This is a genomic window from Burkholderia sp. CpTa8-5 (assembly GCF_017815045.1).
GTDB lineage: Bacteria > Pseudomonadota > Gammaproteobacteria > Burkholderiales > Burkholderiaceae > Burkholderia > Burkholderia sola.
This window is the reverse complement of sequence record NZ_JAGIQD010000037.1, coordinates 1-18345: the sequence shown is the minus strand read 5'-3', so window position 1 is coordinate 18345 and position 18345 is coordinate 1. Positions and strand designations below refer to the sequence as shown.

General features: G+C 66.0%; 11 protein-coding genes. 5 read left to right on the top strand and 6 right to left on the bottom strand.

The features are described 5' to 3' along the window. Window positions 1-138: 138 nt before the first annotated feature. Window positions 139-831, bottom strand: a complete 693-nt coding sequence (locus J8I35_RS31530) for an aspartate/glutamate racemase family protein (protein WP_209928883.1) — start codon at window positions 829-831, stop codon at window positions 139-141. Between the two features lie 165 nt (window positions 832-996). On the opposite strand from J8I35_RS31530, the gene dinB reads away from it, so the two are divergent. Next, window positions 997-2172, top strand: a complete 1176-nt coding sequence (dinB, locus tag J8I35_RS31525) for a DNA polymerase IV (RefSeq protein ID WP_209928881.1) — start codon at window positions 997-999, stop codon at window positions 2170-2172. A 61-nt stretch (window positions 2173-2233) separates the two neighbouring features. On the opposite strand, the gene J8I35_RS31520 is transcribed toward dinB, so the two are convergent. The 4 genes from J8I35_RS31520 to fixL form a co-directional block, all read right to left on the bottom strand. Continuing rightward, entirely contained in the window at window positions 2234-4321 is a 2088-nt protein-coding gene (locus J8I35_RS31520) for a M3 family metallopeptidase (RefSeq protein WP_209928879.1), read from the bottom strand. Window positions 4322-4605: 284 nt separating this feature from the next. Next, a complete protein-coding gene (gene folD, locus J8I35_RS31515) occupies window positions 4606-5466 on the bottom strand; it encodes a bifunctional methylenetetrahydrofolate dehydrogenase/methenyltetrahydrofolate cyclohydrolase FolD (protein WP_050013014.1) in 861 nt (286 codons plus the stop codon). Window positions 5467-5717: 251 nt separating this feature from the next. Continuing rightward, window positions 5718-6356 (bottom strand): oxygen response regulator transcription factor FixJ, encoded by a 639-nt coding sequence (gene fixJ, locus J8I35_RS31510; protein ID WP_006493245.1) that lies wholly within the window; start codon window positions 6354-6356, stop codon window positions 5718-5720. Next, window positions 6353-8869: an oxygen sensor histidine kinase FixL gene (gene fixL, locus J8I35_RS31505; RefSeq protein ID WP_050013013.1), complete on the bottom strand. Its 2517-nt coding sequence runs from the start codon at window positions 8867-8869 to the stop codon at window positions 6353-6355. Before fixL ends, fixJ begins: the two co-directional genes overlap by 4 nt. A gap of 273 nt (window positions 8870-9142) precedes the next feature. Here fixL and aceE point away from each other — a divergent pair, with 273 nt between their 5' ends. The 3 genes from aceE (at window position 9143) to lpdA (ending at window position 15617) form a co-directional block, all read left to right on the top strand. After that, complete coding sequence (gene aceE / locus J8I35_RS31500; RefSeq protein ID WP_050013012.1) at window positions 9143-11839, top strand: pyruvate dehydrogenase (acetyl-transferring), homodimeric type; 2697 nt, start codon at window positions 9143-9145, stop codon at window positions 11837-11839. Between the two features lie 68 nt (window positions 11840-11907). Next, a complete protein-coding gene (gene aceF / locus J8I35_RS31495; protein ID WP_209928877.1) occupies window positions 11908-13560 on the top strand; it encodes a dihydrolipoyllysine-residue acetyltransferase in 1653 nt (550 codons plus the stop codon). 284 nt (window positions 13561-13844) lie between these two features. After that, window positions 13845-15617, top strand: a complete 1773-nt coding sequence (gene lpdA / locus J8I35_RS31490) for a dihydrolipoyl dehydrogenase (protein ID WP_124557689.1) — start codon at window positions 13845-13847, stop codon at window positions 15615-15617. Between the two features lie 199 nt (window positions 15618-15816). Here lpdA and J8I35_RS31485 read toward each other — a convergent pair whose 3' ends face one another. Next, window positions 15817-16383: a phasin family protein gene (locus J8I35_RS31485; RefSeq protein WP_034188948.1), complete on the bottom strand. Its 567-nt coding sequence runs from the start codon at window positions 16381-16383 to the stop codon at window positions 15817-15819. A 654-nt stretch (window positions 16384-17037) separates the two neighbouring features. Here J8I35_RS31485 and pbpG point away from each other — a divergent pair. After that, complete coding sequence (gene pbpG / locus J8I35_RS31480) at window positions 17038-18204, top strand: D-alanyl-D-alanine endopeptidase (RefSeq protein ID WP_050013009.1); 1167 nt, start codon at window positions 17038-17040, stop codon at window positions 18202-18204. The last annotated feature ends 141 nt before the right edge of the window (window positions 18205-18345 follow it).

The window sequence follows — 18345 nt, the reverse complement described above, 5'->3', positions numbered from 1 at the left end:
CGCCAGGCCCGTGTGGCGGGCGAGAGCACGGAGTCGCGCGCGCGGCGAGGCGCGCCTCGGGAGACTGAATCCTGCCGCGCGGAACAATGCGGCGATGCCATCCGGCGACGGTTGACGCCACGCGATGGCGGGCGTCCTTCAGTGCGCCGCCCATTCGACGGCCGCCTTCGCATGCAGCGCGGTCGTATCGAATACCGGCAGCGGCGAATCGTCCGCGCCGATCAGCAGCGTGATTTCCGTGCAGCCGAGGATCACGGCCTGCGCGCCGCGTTTTGCCAGTTCGTCGATGACCGACACGTACGTCACGCGCGATTCCGCCGAGATCACACCGTGGCACAGCTCGTCGTAGATGATCCGGTGCACGTTGTCGCGCCCGCGTTCGTCCGGCGTCAGCACGTCGAGCCCGAACTTCTCGCGCAACCGCTCCGCATAGAACGGCAGCTCCATCGTGTAGCGCGTGCCGAGCAGGGCGACGCGCTCGACGCCCGCGTCGCGCAGCGCGCTGCCGGTCGGGTCGGCGATGTGCAGGAACGGCAGCGTCACCGCGGCTTCGATCGCGTCGTGCACGCGATGCATCGTATTGGTCGTCAGGACGACGAGATCGGCACCGGCCGCTTCGAGCTGCCGCGCGGCGTCGGCCATCCGTTCGCCGAGCGCCGCCCAGTCGTGCGTGCGCTGCAGCGCTTCGATCTCGGCGAAGTCGACCGTGACCAGCACGCTCTTCGCGTTGTGATGGCCGCCGTGCAATGCCTTCGAGTGCCGGTTGATCATCCGGTAGTACTCGGCCGACGATTCCCAGCTCATGCCGCCGATCAGTCCGATCGTCTTCATCTGACACCCCTGCGTTTCGTGTATCGCGGCAGACGAGTATAGGCGCCGCTGCGCGTGCCCGGCCGGTACGATCCGTGCAAACCGGGCCAGTACGGCGCAGCCGGTTGTGGGTGGCCGGCGGCGGGCGACCGACTCGGGTCATACGCGGCAGTTGAAACCGGTACTGTGTTTTTGTACAGTATCGGCACCGTGAGCCCGACCACCATCCCGCCTGCCGATCCGCCCGCGCCGCCGCCCGGCGACGCGCCACCGCGCATGCGCAAGATCATCCACTGCGATTGCGACTGCTTCTACGCGTCGGTCGAGATGCGCGACGACCCGTCGCTGCGCAACCGGCCGCTCGCGGTCGGCGGCCGGCCCGACCAGCGCGGCGTGATCGCGACCTGCAACTACGAGGCGCGGCGCTACGGCGTGCATTCGGCGATGTCGTCGGCGCTGGCGATGCGCAAGTGCCCGGCCCTGCTGATCCTGCCGTCCGCGATGGACAAGTATCGCGCGGCGTCGCGGCAGATCATGGCGATCTATCGCGACTACACGCCGGACGTCGAGCCGCTGTCGCTCGACGAGGCGTACCTCGATGTCAGCGGGTCGGAGCGTTGCCAGGGCAGTGCGACGCTGATCGCGCGCGAGATCCGCGAGCGAGTGCGCGATACGGTCGGCGTGACCGTGTCGGCGGGCGTCGCACCGAACAAGTTCATCGCGAAGATCGCGTCCGACTGGAACAAGCCCGACGGGCTGTTCGTCGTGCGGCCGCACGAGATCGACGCGTTCGTCGCGGCGCTGCCGGTGCGCAAGCTGCACGGGGTCGGCAAGGTGACGGCCACGCGGCTCGACCGGCTCGGCATCCAGACCTGCGCGCAGCTGCGGGACTGGCCGCTGATCGACCTGCACCGCGAGTTCGGCGCGTTCGGGCGGCGGCTGTACGAACTGTCGCGCGGGATCGACGAGCGGCCCGTGCAGGCCGACCAGGAGCGCAAGTCGGTCAGTGTCGAGACGACCTACGTGACCGACCTGACGACGCTCGAGCAATGCGCGGACGAAATCCGACGCCTCGTCGTGCAACTCGACGCGCGGATCGAGCGCGCCGGCGCCGCGCGGTCGATCCGCAAGCTGTACGTGAAGATCCGCTTCGCCGATTTCCAGCGTACGACGGTCGAGTGCGTGGCCGACGCGACGAATGCCGAGACGGCCGTCACGCTGCTCGCGAAGGGGTTGTTGCGGCGCGCGCAGCCGGTGCGGCTGCTCGGCGTCGGCGTGCGTATCGACGAGGACACGGCCGAGCGCCACGGGCAATTCCTGCTGTTCGACGACGAAGCGGGCGACGACACGCCCGCGCCATGAAAAAAGGCACCGCCGAAGCGGTGCCTTTGCTCACATGCAGCCGAAAGCGCTGGCGGCGCACTTAGTGCGCGGGCGCAGCCATCCCGTTGTGGCGCAGCAGCGCGTCGATCTGCGGCTCGCGGCCGCGGAACGCCTTGAACGACTCCATCGCCGGACGGCTGCCGCCGACCTCGAGGATTTCGCGGCGATAGCGCGTGCCGGTTGCCGCGTCGAGCACGCTGCCGCTGGTGGCCGCCGCTTCCTCGAACGCCGCGTACGCGTCGGCCGACAGCACCTCGGCCCACTTGTAGCTGTAGTAGCCGGCCGCGTAGCCGCCCGCGAAGATATGGCTGAACGTGTTCGGCCAGCGCGAGAACGCCGCCTGCGGGATCACGTGATAGCGCTCGTTGATCTCGCGCGCGAACGCGGTCACGCCGGTGGCGCCGGCCGGGTCGAAATCGACGTGCAGCAGCATGTCGAACATCGAGAACACGATCTGGCGCAGCGTACCGAGCCCGCTCTGGAAGTTCTTCGCGGCGATCATCTTGTCGAACAGCGCGCGCGGCAGCGCGGCGCCCGTATCGACATGCGACGACATCGACGACAGCACGTCCCATTCCCAGCAGAAGTTCTCCATGAACTGCGACGGCAGTTCGACCGCATCCCATTCGACGCCATTGATGCCCGACACGCCGAGCTCGTCGACGCGCGTGAGCATGTGGTGCAACCCGTGGCCGAATTCATGGAACAGCGTGATGACCTCGTCGTGCGTGAAGCACGCGGGCTTGCCGCCGACCGGCGCGGAGAAGTTGCAGGTCAGGTACGCGACGGGCGTCTGCACGTCGCTGCCGCGCTTCGCGCGCGAACGCGCGTCGTCCATCCACGCGCCGCCGCGCTTGCCTTCGCGCGCGTACAGGTCGAGATAGAACTGCGCGACGAGCGAGCCGTCGCGGTTCTCGACGCGGAAGAAGCGCACGTCCTTGTGCCATACCGGCGCGTCGTCCGGCTTGATCTGCACGCCGAACAGCGTTTCGGTGACGGTGAAGAGACCCTTCAGCGCGGCCGGCTCCGGGAAGTACTGCTTGACCTCGTTTTCCGAGAACGCATAGCGCTGCTGGCGAAGCTTTTCGGCCGCGTACGCGACGTCCCACGGCGCGAGTTCGGTCAGGCCGAGCGCATTCGCGGCGAACGTGCGCAGTTCGTCCCAGTCCTTGTCCGCGTGCGGGCGGGCGCGCGTCGCGAGATCCTCGAGGAACGCGATCACCTGCTGCGGCGATTCGGCCATTTTCGGCGCGAGCGACACTTCGGCGAAGTTGCGGTAGCCGAGCATCTGCGCCTCTTCGCGGCGCAGCTTCAGCGCGTCGGCGACGATCGCCGTGTTGTCCCATTCGGCCTTGCCGTCGCCGTACTGCGGCCCGAGCTCCGACGCGCGCGTCGCATACGCGCGGTAGAGCGTCTCGCGCAGCGCGCGGTTGTCCGCGTACTGCAGCACCGGGAAGTACGACGGGAAATGCAGCGTGAATTTCCAGCCTTCCTTGCCGTCCTTCTGCGCGGCTTCGCGGGCGGCCTCGATCGCGTCGCCGGGCAGGCCGGCCAGCTCGGCTTCGTCCTTCGCGAAGTACGCGTACGCATTGGTCGCGTCGAGCACGTGATCGGAGAACGCCTTCGACAGCGCGGCCTGCTGTTCCTGCAATTGCGCGAAGCGCGGCTTCTGGTCCTTGGGCAGCTCGGCGCCCGACAGGCGGAAGTCGCGCAGCGCATTGTCGAGGATCTTCTTGCGCTCGGCGGACAGCGTCGCGTATTCGGCGCTCGCGGCGATCGCCTTGTACTTTTCGTACAGCGCGAGATTCTGGCCGACGCTCGACCAGAACTCGGTCACGCGCGGCAGGTTTTCACCGTAGGCAGCCCGCAGTTCGGGCGTGTCGGCGACCGCATTCAGGTGGCCGACGATGCCCCATGCGCGGCCGAGCGGCTCCGTGGCTCGCTCGACCGTCTCGACGACGGCGGCCCAGGTCGACGGCGTGTCGCTCGCGCTCGCCGTTTCGACCGCGCGGCTGGCGGCATCGAGCAGCGTATCGAGCGCGGGCGTCACGTGTTCCGGGCGGATCTCGCCGAAACGGGGCAGGCCGGAGAAGTCGAGGAGCGGATTGGTGTTGGCGCTGGCGGACATTAAGACTCCCTGTCTGTTGCCGGATGAACCGGGGTGAAAAGGGTGAGGCGCGACGAAGCGGCGCCCGATATCGACATTATTGGGGCGCATCGTGCGCTTTCCAATCGTTAGTTTCTAATGACGCGATTGACGCAGGGTCGAATGCGGACGGCCGGCGAGGTGCGGTCGGCGAGGTGCGGCCGGCGAGGTGCGTCGGGCGCGCCGGCCGGCGCGATGCAGCCGCGCGAGTGCGGCTGGCGAGGCGTCGGCGCGCTGAACCGCGCGCCGGCCGGGCAAAGGCAGTGTCAGGCTGCGGAGGCCGCTGCGCGTTCGGCGGATTCGATCGTGTTGATCAGCAGCATCGTGATCGTCATCGGGCCGACGCCGCCCGGCACCGGCGTGATGTAGCCGGCGACTTCCTTCACGCCCGCGAAATCGACGTCGCCGCACAGCTTGCCCGCGTCGTCGCGGTTCATGCCGACGTCGATCACCGTCGCGCCCGGCTTCACCATGTCGGCGGTCAGGATGTTGCGCTTGCCGACCGCGGCGACCACGATGTCGGCCTGGCGCGTATGTGCGGCGAGGTCGCGCGTCTTGCTGTGGCAGATCGTCACGGTCGCGCCGGCGTCGAGCAGCATCATCGCCATCGGCTTGCCGACGATGTTCGAGCGGCCGATCACGACCGCGTTCGCGCCTTGCAGCGCGATGCCGTGCGCTTCGAACATCTTCATCACGCCGTACGGCGTGCACGGGCGGAACAGCGGCTTGCCGGTCATCAGCGCGCCCGCGTTCGCGACGTGAAAGCCGTCGACGTCCTTTTCCGGCGCGATCGCCTCGATCACCTTGTGGCTGTCGATATGCGCGGGCAGCGGCAGCTGGACGAGGATGCCGTGGATCTTCGGGTCGCGGTTCAGCGCGTCGATGCGCGCGAGCAGGTCGGCTTCCGACAGCGTGGCCGGGTACGCATCCTTCAGCGAGAAGAAACCGTTGTCCTCGCACGCCTTGATCTTGTTGCGCACGTAGACTTCGCTCGCCGGGTTCGCGCCGACGAGGATCACCGCGAGACCGGGCTGGTGGCCGCGCGCGGTCAGCGCGGCGGCGCGTTCGGCGGCCTGGGCGCGCAAGGTCTTCGAAAGGGCGTTGCCGTCGATGAGGAGGGCTGTCATGGTGGTGGGTCCTGCCGGGAAGTTGGAATGCGGGCGTACGGCGCCCGAAGCGCCGTAGCAAAGCACGTAATTATACCGTTCGCCTGCTGCCGTCCGACAGCGAATCAACGGGAAGCGTCATGGCCGCGGCGCGCGTGCGCCGGGAGGAACGGCCGCCGCCGCGCGAGTGGGCCGCATCGCGCGGGGCGGCAAACGCCGGTTGCGGGCCGGGCAGCCGGGGCGGGCCGTGCCGCCGCGGCCGGAGCACCCGCTCAGGCCTGTTTCTTCGACAGCGCGAGGCGCAGCAGGTCGGCCACCGTGTTGACGTTGAGCTTTTCCATGATGTTCGCGCGGTGCGCCTCGACCGTCTTGATGCTGATGCCGAGATCGTCGGCGATCTGCTTGTTCAGGCGGCCCGCGATGATCCGTTCGAGCACCTGCTGCTCGCGCGCGGTCAGCTTCGACAGGCGTTCGCTCGCGGCGCGCTGCTCCTGGACGCTCTTGCTTTCGCTTCGGGCCTTGTCGAGCATCCGCTCGACGAGCTTGCGCAGCTCGGCTTCGTCGAACGGTTTCTCGATAAAGTCCATCGCACCCTTTTTCATCGTCGACACGGCCATCGGCACGTCGCCGTGGCCGGTGACGAAGATGATCGGCAGCGCGGCATTGTCGGCGATCAGGCGTTCCTGCAATTCGAGGCCGCTCATGCCCGACATCCGCACGTCGAGGATCAGGCACGCGATCTGGCCGGCCTGCTGCGCCGGCTGGTACGCATCGAGGAACTGCTCGGCGCTCGAGAAGCATTGCACGCGATAGCCGTTCGCCTCCAGCAGCCAGCGCAGCGAGTCCCGTACGGCCTCGTCGTCGTCGACGACAAAGACGGTTTCCTGAGTGGTGGTGACAGGGCTATTCATAGTTCTCCCGTAACGGTATGTGATGCCGATGCCTCGCGCCCCCCTTGGCCGAGATCAGCGGGTTCCCCAATGGGCAGGCTGCAGTGGAACGTCGCGCCGGAAATGCGGCCGTCCGGCTCGACGTTGTTGACCACCCACAGACGCCCCCGATGCGATTCGATGATCGAACGGCAGATGTTCAGCCCCATGCCCATGCCATCGGACTTGGTGCTGTAAAACGGTTCGAACAGGCGCTCGGCGGTCGCTTCGTCGACGCCCGGGCCCTGGTCGATCACACGGATGTCGACGAAGCCCGCATCGATGTCGGCGACGACGCGGATCACGCCGTCCACCGACGCCGGTTTCACGTCGGCCATCGCCTCGGCTGCGTTCTTCATCAGGTTCACGAGCACCTGCTCGATCAACACGGGGTCGACATAAATAATAGGCATTCTTGCGAGGATTTCCGTGACGATCCGGATCCTGCGCTTCCTGGCCTCGATTTCGGCGAGCCCGACCGCGTCGGCGACGATGTCCGCGACCCGCGCCGGCTGGCGCTTCGGCTCGCTGCGCTTCACGAATTCGCGGATCCGCTTGACGATCATCCCCGCGCGCAGCGCCTGCTGCGCGGTCTTCTCCAGCGCGGGCTGCAGCGTCTCGGGCGTGCCGCGGCCGCTCTTGACGAGCGCGAGCGTGCCCGAACAGTAGTTGTTGATCGCGGCGAGCGGCTGATTCAATTCGTGAGCAATCGACGACGCCATTTCGCCCATCGTCATCAATCGGCTCGTGAACTGCAGCTTTTCTTCCTGCTGGTGCGCGAGCTCCTGCGCCTTCTTGCGGGTCGTGATGTCGGTCGCGATCTGCATCTGCGCGAGGTGGCCGTCCACCCACTGGATGTACTGGCGGCGCACCTCGAACCACTTCTGGATGCTCTCGACGTACACCTCCTGCGCGTCCGCCGTGCTGCTTGTCAGCGCGGCGGCCGGCAGGCCCGCGAACGCGTCGACCATGTCGATCGAGTCGGACGACGCCTGCGCGCGGTCGAAGCCGCCGCCCGACAGCTCCAGATGGCCGTCCGGACGGATGCCGAACAGGTGGCGGTAGTAGCGGTTCGCGAACAGCAGCTCGGCTTCGTCGGCGGCGAGCACCGACACCGCGGCGTCGAGGCTTTCGAGCACCGTCGTGAAGCGTTCGTGCGCGGCCGCGAGCTCTTCGCGCGCGCGCTTCGGCTCCGTGATGTCGGTCATCGACGACATCCAGCCGGTCTGGCGGCCCGAACTGTCGATCAGCGGTGACACGTAGAGGCGCGCATGGAACAGCGTGCCGTTCTTGCGCCGCACGCGCAGCTCGAAGCCCGAGCTCGGCGCCTTGCCGCGCAGCGTCATGTCGAGCTGGCGCTGCATTTCCGGGTACGCGTCGCGCGGCCAATACGGGAACGGCGCGACCTTGCCGACGAGATCGGTCTCGTCCCAGCCCGTCATCCGGCAGAACGCGGGATTCACGTGCGTGATGCGGCCGTGCATGTCGAGCACGCGCATGCCGATCAGCACCGAGTTTTCCATCGCGCGGCGGAAGAACGCCTCAGCGTACAGCGCCTGCTGCGCCTCGAAGCGCTGGCGCGTGTGCTTCCACAGGCTCCAGAGGCTCCACAGCACGAAGCACGACAGCCCGGCGACGAGCCACACGAGCGTGTTGTTGGTCAGGTTCGTGAGCTGCGGGAACGCGTACACGCGCACCGTCAGCCCCTGGCCGGGCGGGTCGAGCGGGAGATCGTAGTGCGAGTCGCGCGGCAGTCGCGGGCGCGTCGACGTGGACGACAGTTCGCGGTTGTTCGAGTCGGTGATCGAGATCTTGTACTTCGACGACAGCTCCTGCGGGATGTCGTGCTTCAGGATCCCTTCGACCGAGAACACCGCGGCGAGCGAGCCGAGATATTCGCGGTCGCCGCGCATTACCGGCGTCTGCAACGTGATGAAGCCGTTGCCGAACTCGTCGTAGATCAGCGGCGAATACGCCTGGCGGCGCGTGCTGCGCGCCTCGTCGTACGCGCCGCGCACCGCGTCCTGCATCTGCGCGTCGCCGGGCTTCGCGAGCCGTTGGCCGAGCAGCGGCGGATGCACGGCCGGCCAGCGCTGCACGCCCGGCGCCGTGTACCAGTTCAGGTAGAGGATTTCCGGATGCGTCTGCATCACGTCCGCGACCGCCATCTGGAACGCGTTCTGGTCGAGGCGGCCGGACGCGAGGTCGCGCGACAGCGCCTGCAGTTGTTCCTGCGCGCCCGTCATCGACAGGCGGATCTGCTGCTGGGCCCACGCGACGTTGCGAAACAGGGTGTCTTCCTGCTGCTGCTGTTCGCGCCGGTTGAGGCTCCACAGGATGAGGCTCATCACGACGAGGAACACCAGGATCGACAGCAGCGGCGTCAGCAAATAGGAATTGGACCACCACGGTCCGTGGTGCCAACGGGACGGCTGCGACTCCGCCGGCGGGCCCGGCGGTCGCGCCGAGCGTGCGAAAAGCCGATCGGTCAACATGGCAGGATTGTAGCGCAGCGCAATACATGGAAAACCGATACCGGATAGGTTGAACGGAAACGGTTTTGTTCCGACGAGACGGGCTGCGGAGCCCCGAAATATGGGTGCAGCGCAGCAATATTTCGCATCATGAGAAAAGATCTCACGATTCGAAAATTTTGTTGCGCAGGCCCGTCCACGCTCATTACAATCCGTCGGAGCTTGCCCGCAGCCGGCCGCGCCGCGTCGTCTGCACGAGAGCGATCCTCACATTCCAGGACCCAGGAGACGAGAATGTCCGCTGTACCGAACGAAGTGATGAAGTATGTCGCCGCCGAACGTGACGACGACCCGCAAGAAACCGTCGAGTGGCTGGAGTCGCTCGATGGCGTGATCTCCTCCGTGGGCACCGGCCGCGCGCATTACCTGATCGAAAAGCAGATCGAATTCGCCCGCATGCACGGCGAACACCTGCCGTTCTCCGCCAATACCCCGTACATCAACACGATTCCGCTCGAAGCCCAGGCGAAGATTCCGGGCGACCAGGACATCGAGCACCGCATCCGTTCGTACACGCGCTGGAACGCGCTGGCGATGGTGCTGCGCGCGGGCAAGGACACGAACGTCGGCGGCCACATCGCATCGTTCGCGTCGGCCGCGACGCTCTACGACGTCGGCTACAACCATTTCTGGCACGCGGCGTCCGACCAGCATGGCGGCGATCTCGTGTTCGTGCAGGGCCACTCGTCGCCGGGCGTGTACTCGCGCGCGTTCCTGCTCGGCCGCCTGAAGGAAGAGCAGCTCGACAATTTCCGTCAGGAAGTGGACGGCAAGGGCATTTCGTCGTACCCGCACCCGTGGCTGATGCCGGACTTCTGGCAGTTCCCGACCGTGTCGATGGGTCTCGGTCCGATCATGGCGATCTACCAGGCACGCTTCATGAAGTACCTGGAATCGCGCGGCATCGCGAAGACGGAAGGCCGCAAGGTGTGGGCGTTCCTCGGCGACGGCGAGACGGACGAGCCGGAATCGCTCGGCGCGATCGGCATGGCGAGCCGCGAGAAGCTCGACAACCTCGTGTTCGTGATCAACTGCAACCTGCAGCGTCTCGACGGCCCGGTGCGCGGCAACGGCAAGATCATCCAGGAACTCGAATCGGAATTCCGCGGCGCCGGCTGGAACGTGATCAAGGTCATCTGGGGCAGCCGCTGGGATGCGCTGTTCGCGCGCGACAAGTCGGGCGCGCTGATGCGCCGGATGATGGAATGCGTCGACGGCGAATACCAGACGTACAAGTCGGAGTCGGGCGCGTACGTCCGCGAGCACTTCTTCAACACGCCTGAACTGAAGGCGCTCGTCGCCGACTGGTCGGACGACGACATCTGGGCGCTGAACCGCGGCGGTCACGATCCGCACAAGATCTACGCGGCGTTCCACGAAGCGACCAACACGAAGGGCGCGCCGACCGTCATCCTCGCGAAGACCATCAAGGGCTACGGGATGGGCGAGTCGGGCCAGGCGATGAACATCACGCACCAGCAGAAGAAGCTGCCGGTCGAGCAACTGAAGAAGTTCCGTGACCAGTTCCGCCTGCCGATCACCGACGAGCAGATCGCCGACGTGCCGTATCTGAAGTTCGAGGAAGGCTCGAAGGAACTCGAATACATGCGCCAGAAGCGCATGGACCTCGGCGGCTACCTGCCGCACCGCCGCGAGAAGGCGACGTCGCTGCCGGTGCCGGCGCTCGACGCGTTCGAGCCGCTCCTGAAGGGCACGGGCGAAGGCCGCGAGATCTCGACGACGATGGCGTTCGTGCGGATCCTGAACATCCTGCTGAAGGACAAGGCGCTCGGCAAGCGCGTCGTGCCGATCGTCCCGGACGAATCGCGTACGTTCGGCATGGAAGGCCTGTTCCGCCAGATCGGCATCTGGAACCAGGAAGGCCAGAAGTACGTGCCGGAAGATTCCGACCAGCTGATGTTCTACAAGGAATCGCAGACCGGCCAGATCCTGCAGGAAGGCATCAACGAAGCGGGCGGCATGTGCGACTGGATCGCGGCGGCGACGTCGTATTCGACGCACGGCGAGATCATGGTGCCGTTCTACATCTTCTATTCGATGTTCGGCTTCCAGCGCATCGGCGACCTCGCGTGGGCCGCGGGCGACATGCGTTCGCGCGGCTTCCTGCTGGGCGGCACCGCGGGCCGTACGACGCTGAACGGCGAAGGCCTGCAGCACGAAGACGGCCACTCGCTGCTGTGGGCGGCATCGGTGCCGAACTGCGTGAGCTACGACCCGACGTTCGGTTATGAACTCGCGGTGATCGTCCAGGACGGCCTGCGCCGCATGGTGCAGGACCAGGAAGACGTGTACTACTACATCACGGTGATGAACGAGAACTACGAGCACCCGGCGATTCCGCAGGGCGAGCACGTGGCGGCCGACATCATCAAGGGCATGTACGCGTTCAGGAAGGCCGACGCCGACAAGAAGGCGCCGCGCGTCCAGTTGCTCGGCGCGGGCACGATCTTCAACGAAGTGATCGCCGCCGCCGACCTGCTGAAGAACGACTGGGGCGTCGCCGCCGACCTGTGGAGCGTGCCGAGCTTCACCGAACTCGCGCGCGAAGGCCATCAGGTCGAGCGCTGGAACCTGCTCCATCCGACCGAGGAGCGTCGCCTGTCGCACGTGCAGAAGTGCCTGAAGGACACGCAGGGCCCGGTCATCGCTTCGACCGACTACGTCCGTGCGCTGGTCGACCAGATCCGCGGCCAGATCGATCGCCGCTTCGTCGTGCTGGGCACCGACGGCTTCGGTCGTTCGGACACCCGCGAGAAGCTGCGTCACTTCTTCGAAGTCGACCGTCACTGGGTCACCGTCGCCGCGCTCAACGCGCTGGCCGACGAAGGCACGATCGAGCGCAAGGTGGTCGCGGACGCGATCGCCAAGTACAACCTCGATCCGTCCAAGCCCAACCCGATGACCGTTTAACGCACACGCCGTGTGATGCCGCGCGCCGCTCCCGCGAGGAGCGCGCGCGGCCATGGAGACAGAAACAGATGAGTCAAGCGATCGAAGTGAAGGTGCCGGATATCGGCGATTACAAGGACGTGCCGGTCATCGAGATCGGCGTGAAGGTCGGCGACACGGTCGAGCCCGAGCAGTCGCTCGTCACGCTCGAGTCGGACAAGGCGACGATGGACGTGCCGAGCCCGGTCGGCGGCGTCGTGAAGGAAATCAAGGTCAAGGTCGGCGATTCCGTGTCGGAAGGCTCGTTGATCATCCTGCTCGAAGGTGGCGCAGGCGCGCAGGCGAATGGCGCGGCCGCGCCGGCCGCGGCTCCCGCTCCCGCAGCAGCGCCGGCACCGGCCGCCGCCGCGCCCGCTGCCGCACCGGCCGCGTCCGGCGGCACGCTCGAAGTGAAGGTGCCCGACATCGGCGACTACAAGGATGTCCCGGTGATCGAGATCGGCGTGAAGGTCGGCGACACGGTCGAGAAGGAACAGTCGCTCGTCACGCTCGAGTCGGACAAGGCGACGATGGACGTGCCGAGCCCGGCCGCCGGCGTCGTGAAGGGCATCTTGGTCAAGGTGGGCGATTCGGTGTCGGAAGGCACGCTGATCGTGCTGCTCGAAGCCGCCGGCGCTTCGGCTGCCGCCGCACCGCAGGCCAGCGCACCGACTCCGGCCGCGGCCGCGCCGGCGCCCGCCGCCGCACCGGCACCCGCGAAGGCTGCGCCGGCACCGGCCGCCGCCGCTCCGGCTCCGGCCGCCGCGCCGTCGGGCGAATATCGCGCGAGCCACGCATCGCCGTCGGTCCGCAAGTTCGCACGCGAACTCGGCGTCGAAGTCGCGCGCGTGCAGGGCTCGGGGCCGAAGGGCCGCATTACGAAGGAAGATATCACGGGCTTCGTGAAGGGCGTGATGACGGGCCAGCGCGCGGCGCCGGCAACGGCAGCCGCGCCGGCAGGCGGCGGCGAGCTGAACCTGCTGCCCTGGCCGAAGGTCGACTTCTCGAAGTTCGGCCCGTTCGAGGCGAAGCCGCTGTCGCGCATCAAGAAGATCTCGGGCGCGAACCTGCATCGCAACTGGGTGATGATCCCGCACGTCACGAACAACGACGAAGCGGACATCACCGAGCTCGAAGCGCTGCGCGTCCAGCTGAACAAGGAACACGAAAAGGCGGGCGTGAAGTTCACGATGCTCGCGTTCGTGATCAAGGCGGTCGTCGCCGCGCTGAAGAAATTCCCGACCTTCAACGCGAGCCTCGACGGCGACAACCTCGTGTTCAAGCAGTACTTCCACGTCGGTTTCGCGGCCGATACGCCGAACGGCCTCGTCGTGCCGGTGATCCGCGATGCGGACAAGAAGGGCCTCGTCGACATCGCGAAGGAAATGAGCGACCTGTCGAAGGCCGCGCGCGAAGGCAAGCTGAAGCCGGACCAGATGCAGGGCGGCTGCTTCTCGATCTCGTCGCTCGGCGGGATCGGCGGGACAAACTTCACGCCGATCATCAACGCGCCGGAAGTGGCGATCCTCGGGTTGTCGCGCGGGCAGATGAAGCCGGTGTGGGACGGCAAGCAGTTCGTGCCGCGGCTCATGCTGCCGTTGTCGCTGTCGTATGACCATCGTGTCATCGATGGCGCCGAAGCCGCGCGGTTCAATGCGTATCTCGGCGCGTTGCTCGGGGATTTCCGTCGCATCATTCTTTGATGAGATGAGGGGCTCGCGGGGGCGTGGTTTCGTGTCTGTTCTCCACGCTCTTGTCGTTGAACCTGTTTTGCCAACGGTCTGCTAGCGTCGCCCCTGCGCGGGGCGGCGGTCACTTTTCTTTGTCTTCCAAAGAAAAGTGACCAAAAGAAAGGCGCGTCCTTGGGCGGACGGCAAAGGTGGTCCTGCCCAACGTCGCGTGCTCTTGTCAGGCCGCATGTCGTCAGGTTCCGTCTTTCCGCCGGTCCCTCCCTCTCTCTCTGCAGCTATTCAAGAAGGGGACAGTCATGAGTCTCATCGAAGTCAAGGTTCCGGATATCGGCGATTTCAGCGGCGTCGATGTCATCGAAGTCAACGTCAAACCCGGCGACGTGATCGAAAAAGAGCAAACGCTCATCACGCTCGAATCCGATAAAGCCTCCATGGAAGTGCCCAGCGACGTCGCCGGCACCGTCAAGGAAGTCAAGGTCAAAGCCGGCGAGAAAGTCTCGCAAGGCACCGTCATCGCCATCGTCGAAGCGTCGGCAGGCGCAGCCGCTCCCGCGAAAGCGCCCGAAGCGCCGAAGCCCGCAGCCGCCGCACCGGCTCCGGCCGCAGCCGCGCCGGCACCCGCGCCCGCGCCGCAAGCCGGCAGCTACAGCGGCGCCGCCGACATCGAGTGCGACATGCTCGTGCTCGGCGCCGGCCCCGGCGGCTACTCGGCCGCATTCCGCGCCGCCGACCTCGGCATGAAGACCGTACTCGTCGAACGCTATTCGACGCTCGGCGGCGTCTGCCTGAACGTCGGCTGCATCCCGTCGAAGGCGCTGCTGCATACGTCGCTCGTCGTCGAGGAAGCCGCGGCGCTCGCGTCGCACGGCATCACGTTCGGCAAGCCGCAAGTCGATCTCGACAAGCTGCGCGACTTCAAGGGCGGCGTCGTCAAGAAACTGACGACCGGCCTCGCCGGCATGGCGAAGGCGCGCAAGGTCGAAGTGGTCACCGGCGTCGGCGCGTTCGTCGATCCGTTCCACATGGAAGTGCAGGGCGAAAACGGCAAGAAGGTCGTCAAGTTCAAGCAGGCGATCATCGCCGCGGGCTCGCAGGCCGTGAAGCTGCCGTTCATGCCGGAAGACCCGCGCGTCGTCGATTCGACGGGCGCGCTCGAACTGCGCCAGCTGCCCAAGCGCATGCTCGTGATCGGCGGCGGCATCATCGGCCTCGAAATGGCGACGGTCTACTCGACGCTAGGCGCCGAGATCGACGTCGTCGAAATGATGGACGGCCTGATGATGGGCGCCGACCGCGATCTCGTGAAGGTCTGGGAAAAGTACAACGCGAAGCGCTTCGGCAACGTGATGCTGAAGACCAAGACGGTCGGCGCGGAAGCGAAGGAAGACGGCATCTACGTGAAGTTCGAGGGCGAAAAGGCGCCGGCGGAAGCGCAGCGCTACGACCTCGTGCTCGTCGCGGTGGGCCGCAGCCCGAACGGCAAGAAGATCGGTGCCGACAAGGCCGGCGTCGCGGTCACGGATCGCGGCTTCATCGACGTCGACAAGCAGATGCGCACGAACGTCCCGCACATCTTCGCGATCGGCGATATCGTCGGCCAGCCGATGCTCGCGCACAAGGCCGTGCATGAAGGCCACGTCGCCGCGGAAGCCGCGCACGGCGAAAAGGCGTACTTCGACGCACTGCAGATCCCGTCGGTGGCCTACACCGATCCGGAAGTGGCGTGGGCCGGCAAGACCGAGGACCAGTGCAAGGCCGAAGGCATCAAGTACGGCAAGGCCGTGTTCCCGTGGGCCGCTTCGGGCCGCGCAATCGCGAACGGTCGCGACGAAGGCTTCACGAAGCTGATCTTCGACGAGGAAACCCATCGCGTGATCGGCGGTGCGATCGTCGGCCTGAACGCGGGCGACCTGATCAGCGAAGTGTGCCTCGCGGTCGAGATGGGCGCGGACGCGGAAGACATCGGCAAGACGATCCACCCGCACCCGACGCTCGGCGAATCGGTCGGCATGGCCGCCGAGCTGTACGAAGGCGTCTGTACGGACCTGCCGCCGCAACGCAAGAAGTAACAGTAACGCGACCGGCATGGCCGGCCACGCGCCGGCCACGAAAACGCCGCCGCCCGGGCAAACCGGACGGCGGCGTTTTGTTTTGCGTGGCGCGCGACAGGCTCGATGGTGGCGGGCAGTTGGCCGCCCGCACGGCACATTCCGGCGCCAGAAACGAAAAAGCCGCGCTGGGCGCGGCTCTTTCAGGAGCAGGGGACGCTTACGCGGCCGGCTTGCTCGAACGACGTGCGGCAGCGGCGGTTGCAGCCTTCGTTGCGACGGCAGCAGCGGCGTTGAAGTTCGTTTCAGCGATTTCCACCGCTTGCTTCGTGGCCTTCTGAACCGTTTCGTACGTGGTGTTCGCAGCGTTCAGCGCCGACTTCAGTGCGGCGACAGCCGTTTCCGAACCGGCCGGGGCGTTCTTCGCGACGTTGTCGACGAGTGCCTGGACCTTCTTGTTCTGCTCGTCGAATTGCGCTTCGGCGACCTTCGCGAACTCGGCTTGCGTCGACGATGCGATTTCGTACAGGTGACGGCCGTACGACAGCACCTTTTCCGCGACCGGCTGCGACAGGCTCGCTTGCAGCGCGATCAGTTCCTGCGCGTCCTTCACCGACAGCAGACGCTGCGCGTTTTCCTGGCCTTCGGCCAGCGTCGACTTCACGACTTGCAGGTTGAGTTCGATCAGCTTTTCGACGCCTTCGAACGCCTTGGTCGTCAGACCGAACAGGCTTTCGAGGTTGGCTTTTTGGGCGGCGGCGATTTGCTCGGGGGTCAGCAAGGACATGTCAGGCTCCTGAAAAGCGATCGCGTCGATCGCAGGATAAAGGGCACTACGCTGGGGAACTTCGGCGCCGCGTGCTTTGTGCAACGCAGCAATGAGGCCTATTTTAGGGCAGAGAGCACGGATGTCAAGCACTTTTTGTGCGTTGCACAATCGCGACAAATTATCGATAAAACAACGAGTTATCGCACCCGTGCGGAATCGGTTTCATGCGTGTTCCCACATGGTGCGCACGGCGCCGGGGAAAACGCGCCGCACCATGATCACGCACAGGTAAACCTGACAGGCCCATGGAACGTTATCCTTCTGTTCCTGTCGAAAAACGCGCCGTTTCGACGCGCGTGCCGTGGCGACGTGCCGCCGTTACGGCCGAGACCGGCGCCCTGGGCACGCCGAGCATCGGATACGTACTTTCCCCGCTTTAAATTGCCGCCGAAGTGACGTTATCTCAATTAACCGCGTGGTAATCGGGAGACGGGCGCTGTCGGGCAGTGCGTCCCATCGATTTTTTCGATGGGAACGGAAGGGTCGATTGGCCGGAGGTTGGCCGACTCTTACATTCCGGTTTAAAGACGATCGGTAAGTGCCTAATATTGCTCTTTTTTTCAGCTTTAACTACACTTGCGGAAACCTCCCGCCCGCTTTGTCCAGACCCCAATGAAAGCCGAATCGTTTTCACCGCGCAGATTGTTGCAGAGCATGACGCTCGGCACCGCTGTGTCGGTCGCAGTCGCGTTGCTCGCGACCACCGCGTCCGTCACGCCTGCCGACGCCTTCGCCGCCACTGCGAAGACCCAAGCCGCCAAGAAAAAGGCCGTCGCTCCTGCTTCGTCAGCGAAGAAGAAGTCGGCCCGGGCGACCTCCGACAAATCCGCCAAGGTCGCCGACGCCGATGCGCCGCGCGCGAAAGCGTCGCGCAAGCGCGTGACGCTCGCGGCGAACAACCTGCATGGCGGCCATCGCGGCGCGGTGCGCAAGGTCGCGTTCCAGCCGCGCCGTCCGACGGTCGGCCAGGCGTTCGGCCTGCACGACACGCCCGACGCGCTCGCGCTGCGCTCGAGCGTCGCGTACGTCGTCGACCAGAATTCCGGCGAGCCGCTGTTCGACAAGAATTCGCACGCGGTCGTGCCGATCGCGTCGATCTCGAAGCTGATGACGGCCATGGTCGTGCTCGACTCGAAGTCGCCGATGACCGATCAGCTCGAAGTCACCGACGAAGACCGCGACTACGAGAAGGGCACGGGCTCGCGCCTGTCGGTCGGCTCGGTGCTGTCGCGCGAGGACATGCTGCACATCGCGCTGATGGCGTCGGAAAACCGCGCGGCCGCCGCGCTGTCGCGCTACTACCCGGGCGGCCGTCCGGCGTTCATCGCAGCGATGAACGCGAAGGCGAAGTCGCTCGGCATGACCGATACGCATTTCGAGAATTCGACCGGCCTGTCGAGCTCGAACGTGTCGAGCGCGCGCGATCTCGTGAAGATGGTCAATGCGGCGTACCAGTACCCGATGATCCGCCAGTTCTCGACTGATCGCACCTACGAGGTGTACACGGGCAAGCGCAACCTCGTCTACAACAGCACCAACGCGCTGATCCGCGGCAACGGCTCGTGGGACATCGGCCTGCAGAAGACGGGCTTCATCAACGAAGCGGGCGAATGCCTCGTGATGCAGGCCACGATTCACGGCCGGCCGATGGTCATGGTGCTGCTCGATTCGTTCGGCAAGTACTCGCGTTTCGCCGATGCCTCGCGCCTGCGCAACTGGCTCGATGCCGGCGGCGGCGAGCGCCTGACGGCGGCCAACACGCCGAGCGGCGGCACCTGATCGCGCGCGGCGGTTCGCCGCCGTACCGTACCGGTCGCCGCAACGCAAAAGCCCCGCAATCGCGGTAATGCCGTTCAGTTAAGGTTCTTTCTGAGGAACCGGACAGCATAACGAGCAGGACGGGACTTGACGGCCCGATCG

Bases quoted from the DNA above. Each gene is read 5' to 3' on its own strand.
- J8I35_RS31530 (WP_209928883.1), bottom strand. From the start codon at position 831: ATGAAGACGATCGGACTGATCGGCGGCATGAGCTGGGAATCGTCGGCC.
- J8I35_RS31520 (WP_209928879.1), bottom strand. From the start codon at position 4,321: ATGTCCGCCAGCGCCAACACCAATCCGCTCCTCGACTTCTCCGGCCTG.
- folD (WP_050013014.1), bottom strand. From the start codon at position 5,466: ATGACAGCCCTCCTCATCGACGGCAACGCCCTTTCGAAGACCTTGCGC.
- fixJ (WP_006493245.1), bottom strand. From the start codon at position 6,356: ATGAATAGCCCTGTCACCACCACTCAGGAAACCGTCTTTGTCGTCGAC.
- fixL (WP_050013013.1), bottom strand. From the start codon at position 8,869: ATGTTGACCGATCGGCTTTTCGCACGCTCGGCGCGACCGCCGGGCCCG.
- aceE (WP_050013012.1), top strand. From the start codon at position 9,143: ATGTCCGCTGTACCGAACGAAGTGATGAAGTATGTCGCCGCCGAACGT.
- aceF (WP_209928877.1), top strand. From the start codon at position 11,908: ATGAGTCAAGCGATCGAAGTGAAGGTGCCGGATATCGGCGATTACAAG.
- lpdA (WP_124557689.1), top strand. From the start codon at position 13,845: ATGAGTCTCATCGAAGTCAAGGTTCCGGATATCGGCGATTTCAGCGGC.
- J8I35_RS31485 (WP_034188948.1), bottom strand. From the start codon at position 16,383: ATGTCCTTGCTGACCCCCGAGCAAATCGCCGCCGCCCAAAAAGCCAAC.
- pbpG (WP_050013009.1), top strand. From the start codon at position 17,038: ATGAAAGCCGAATCGTTTTCACCGCGCAGATTGTTGCAGAGCATGACG.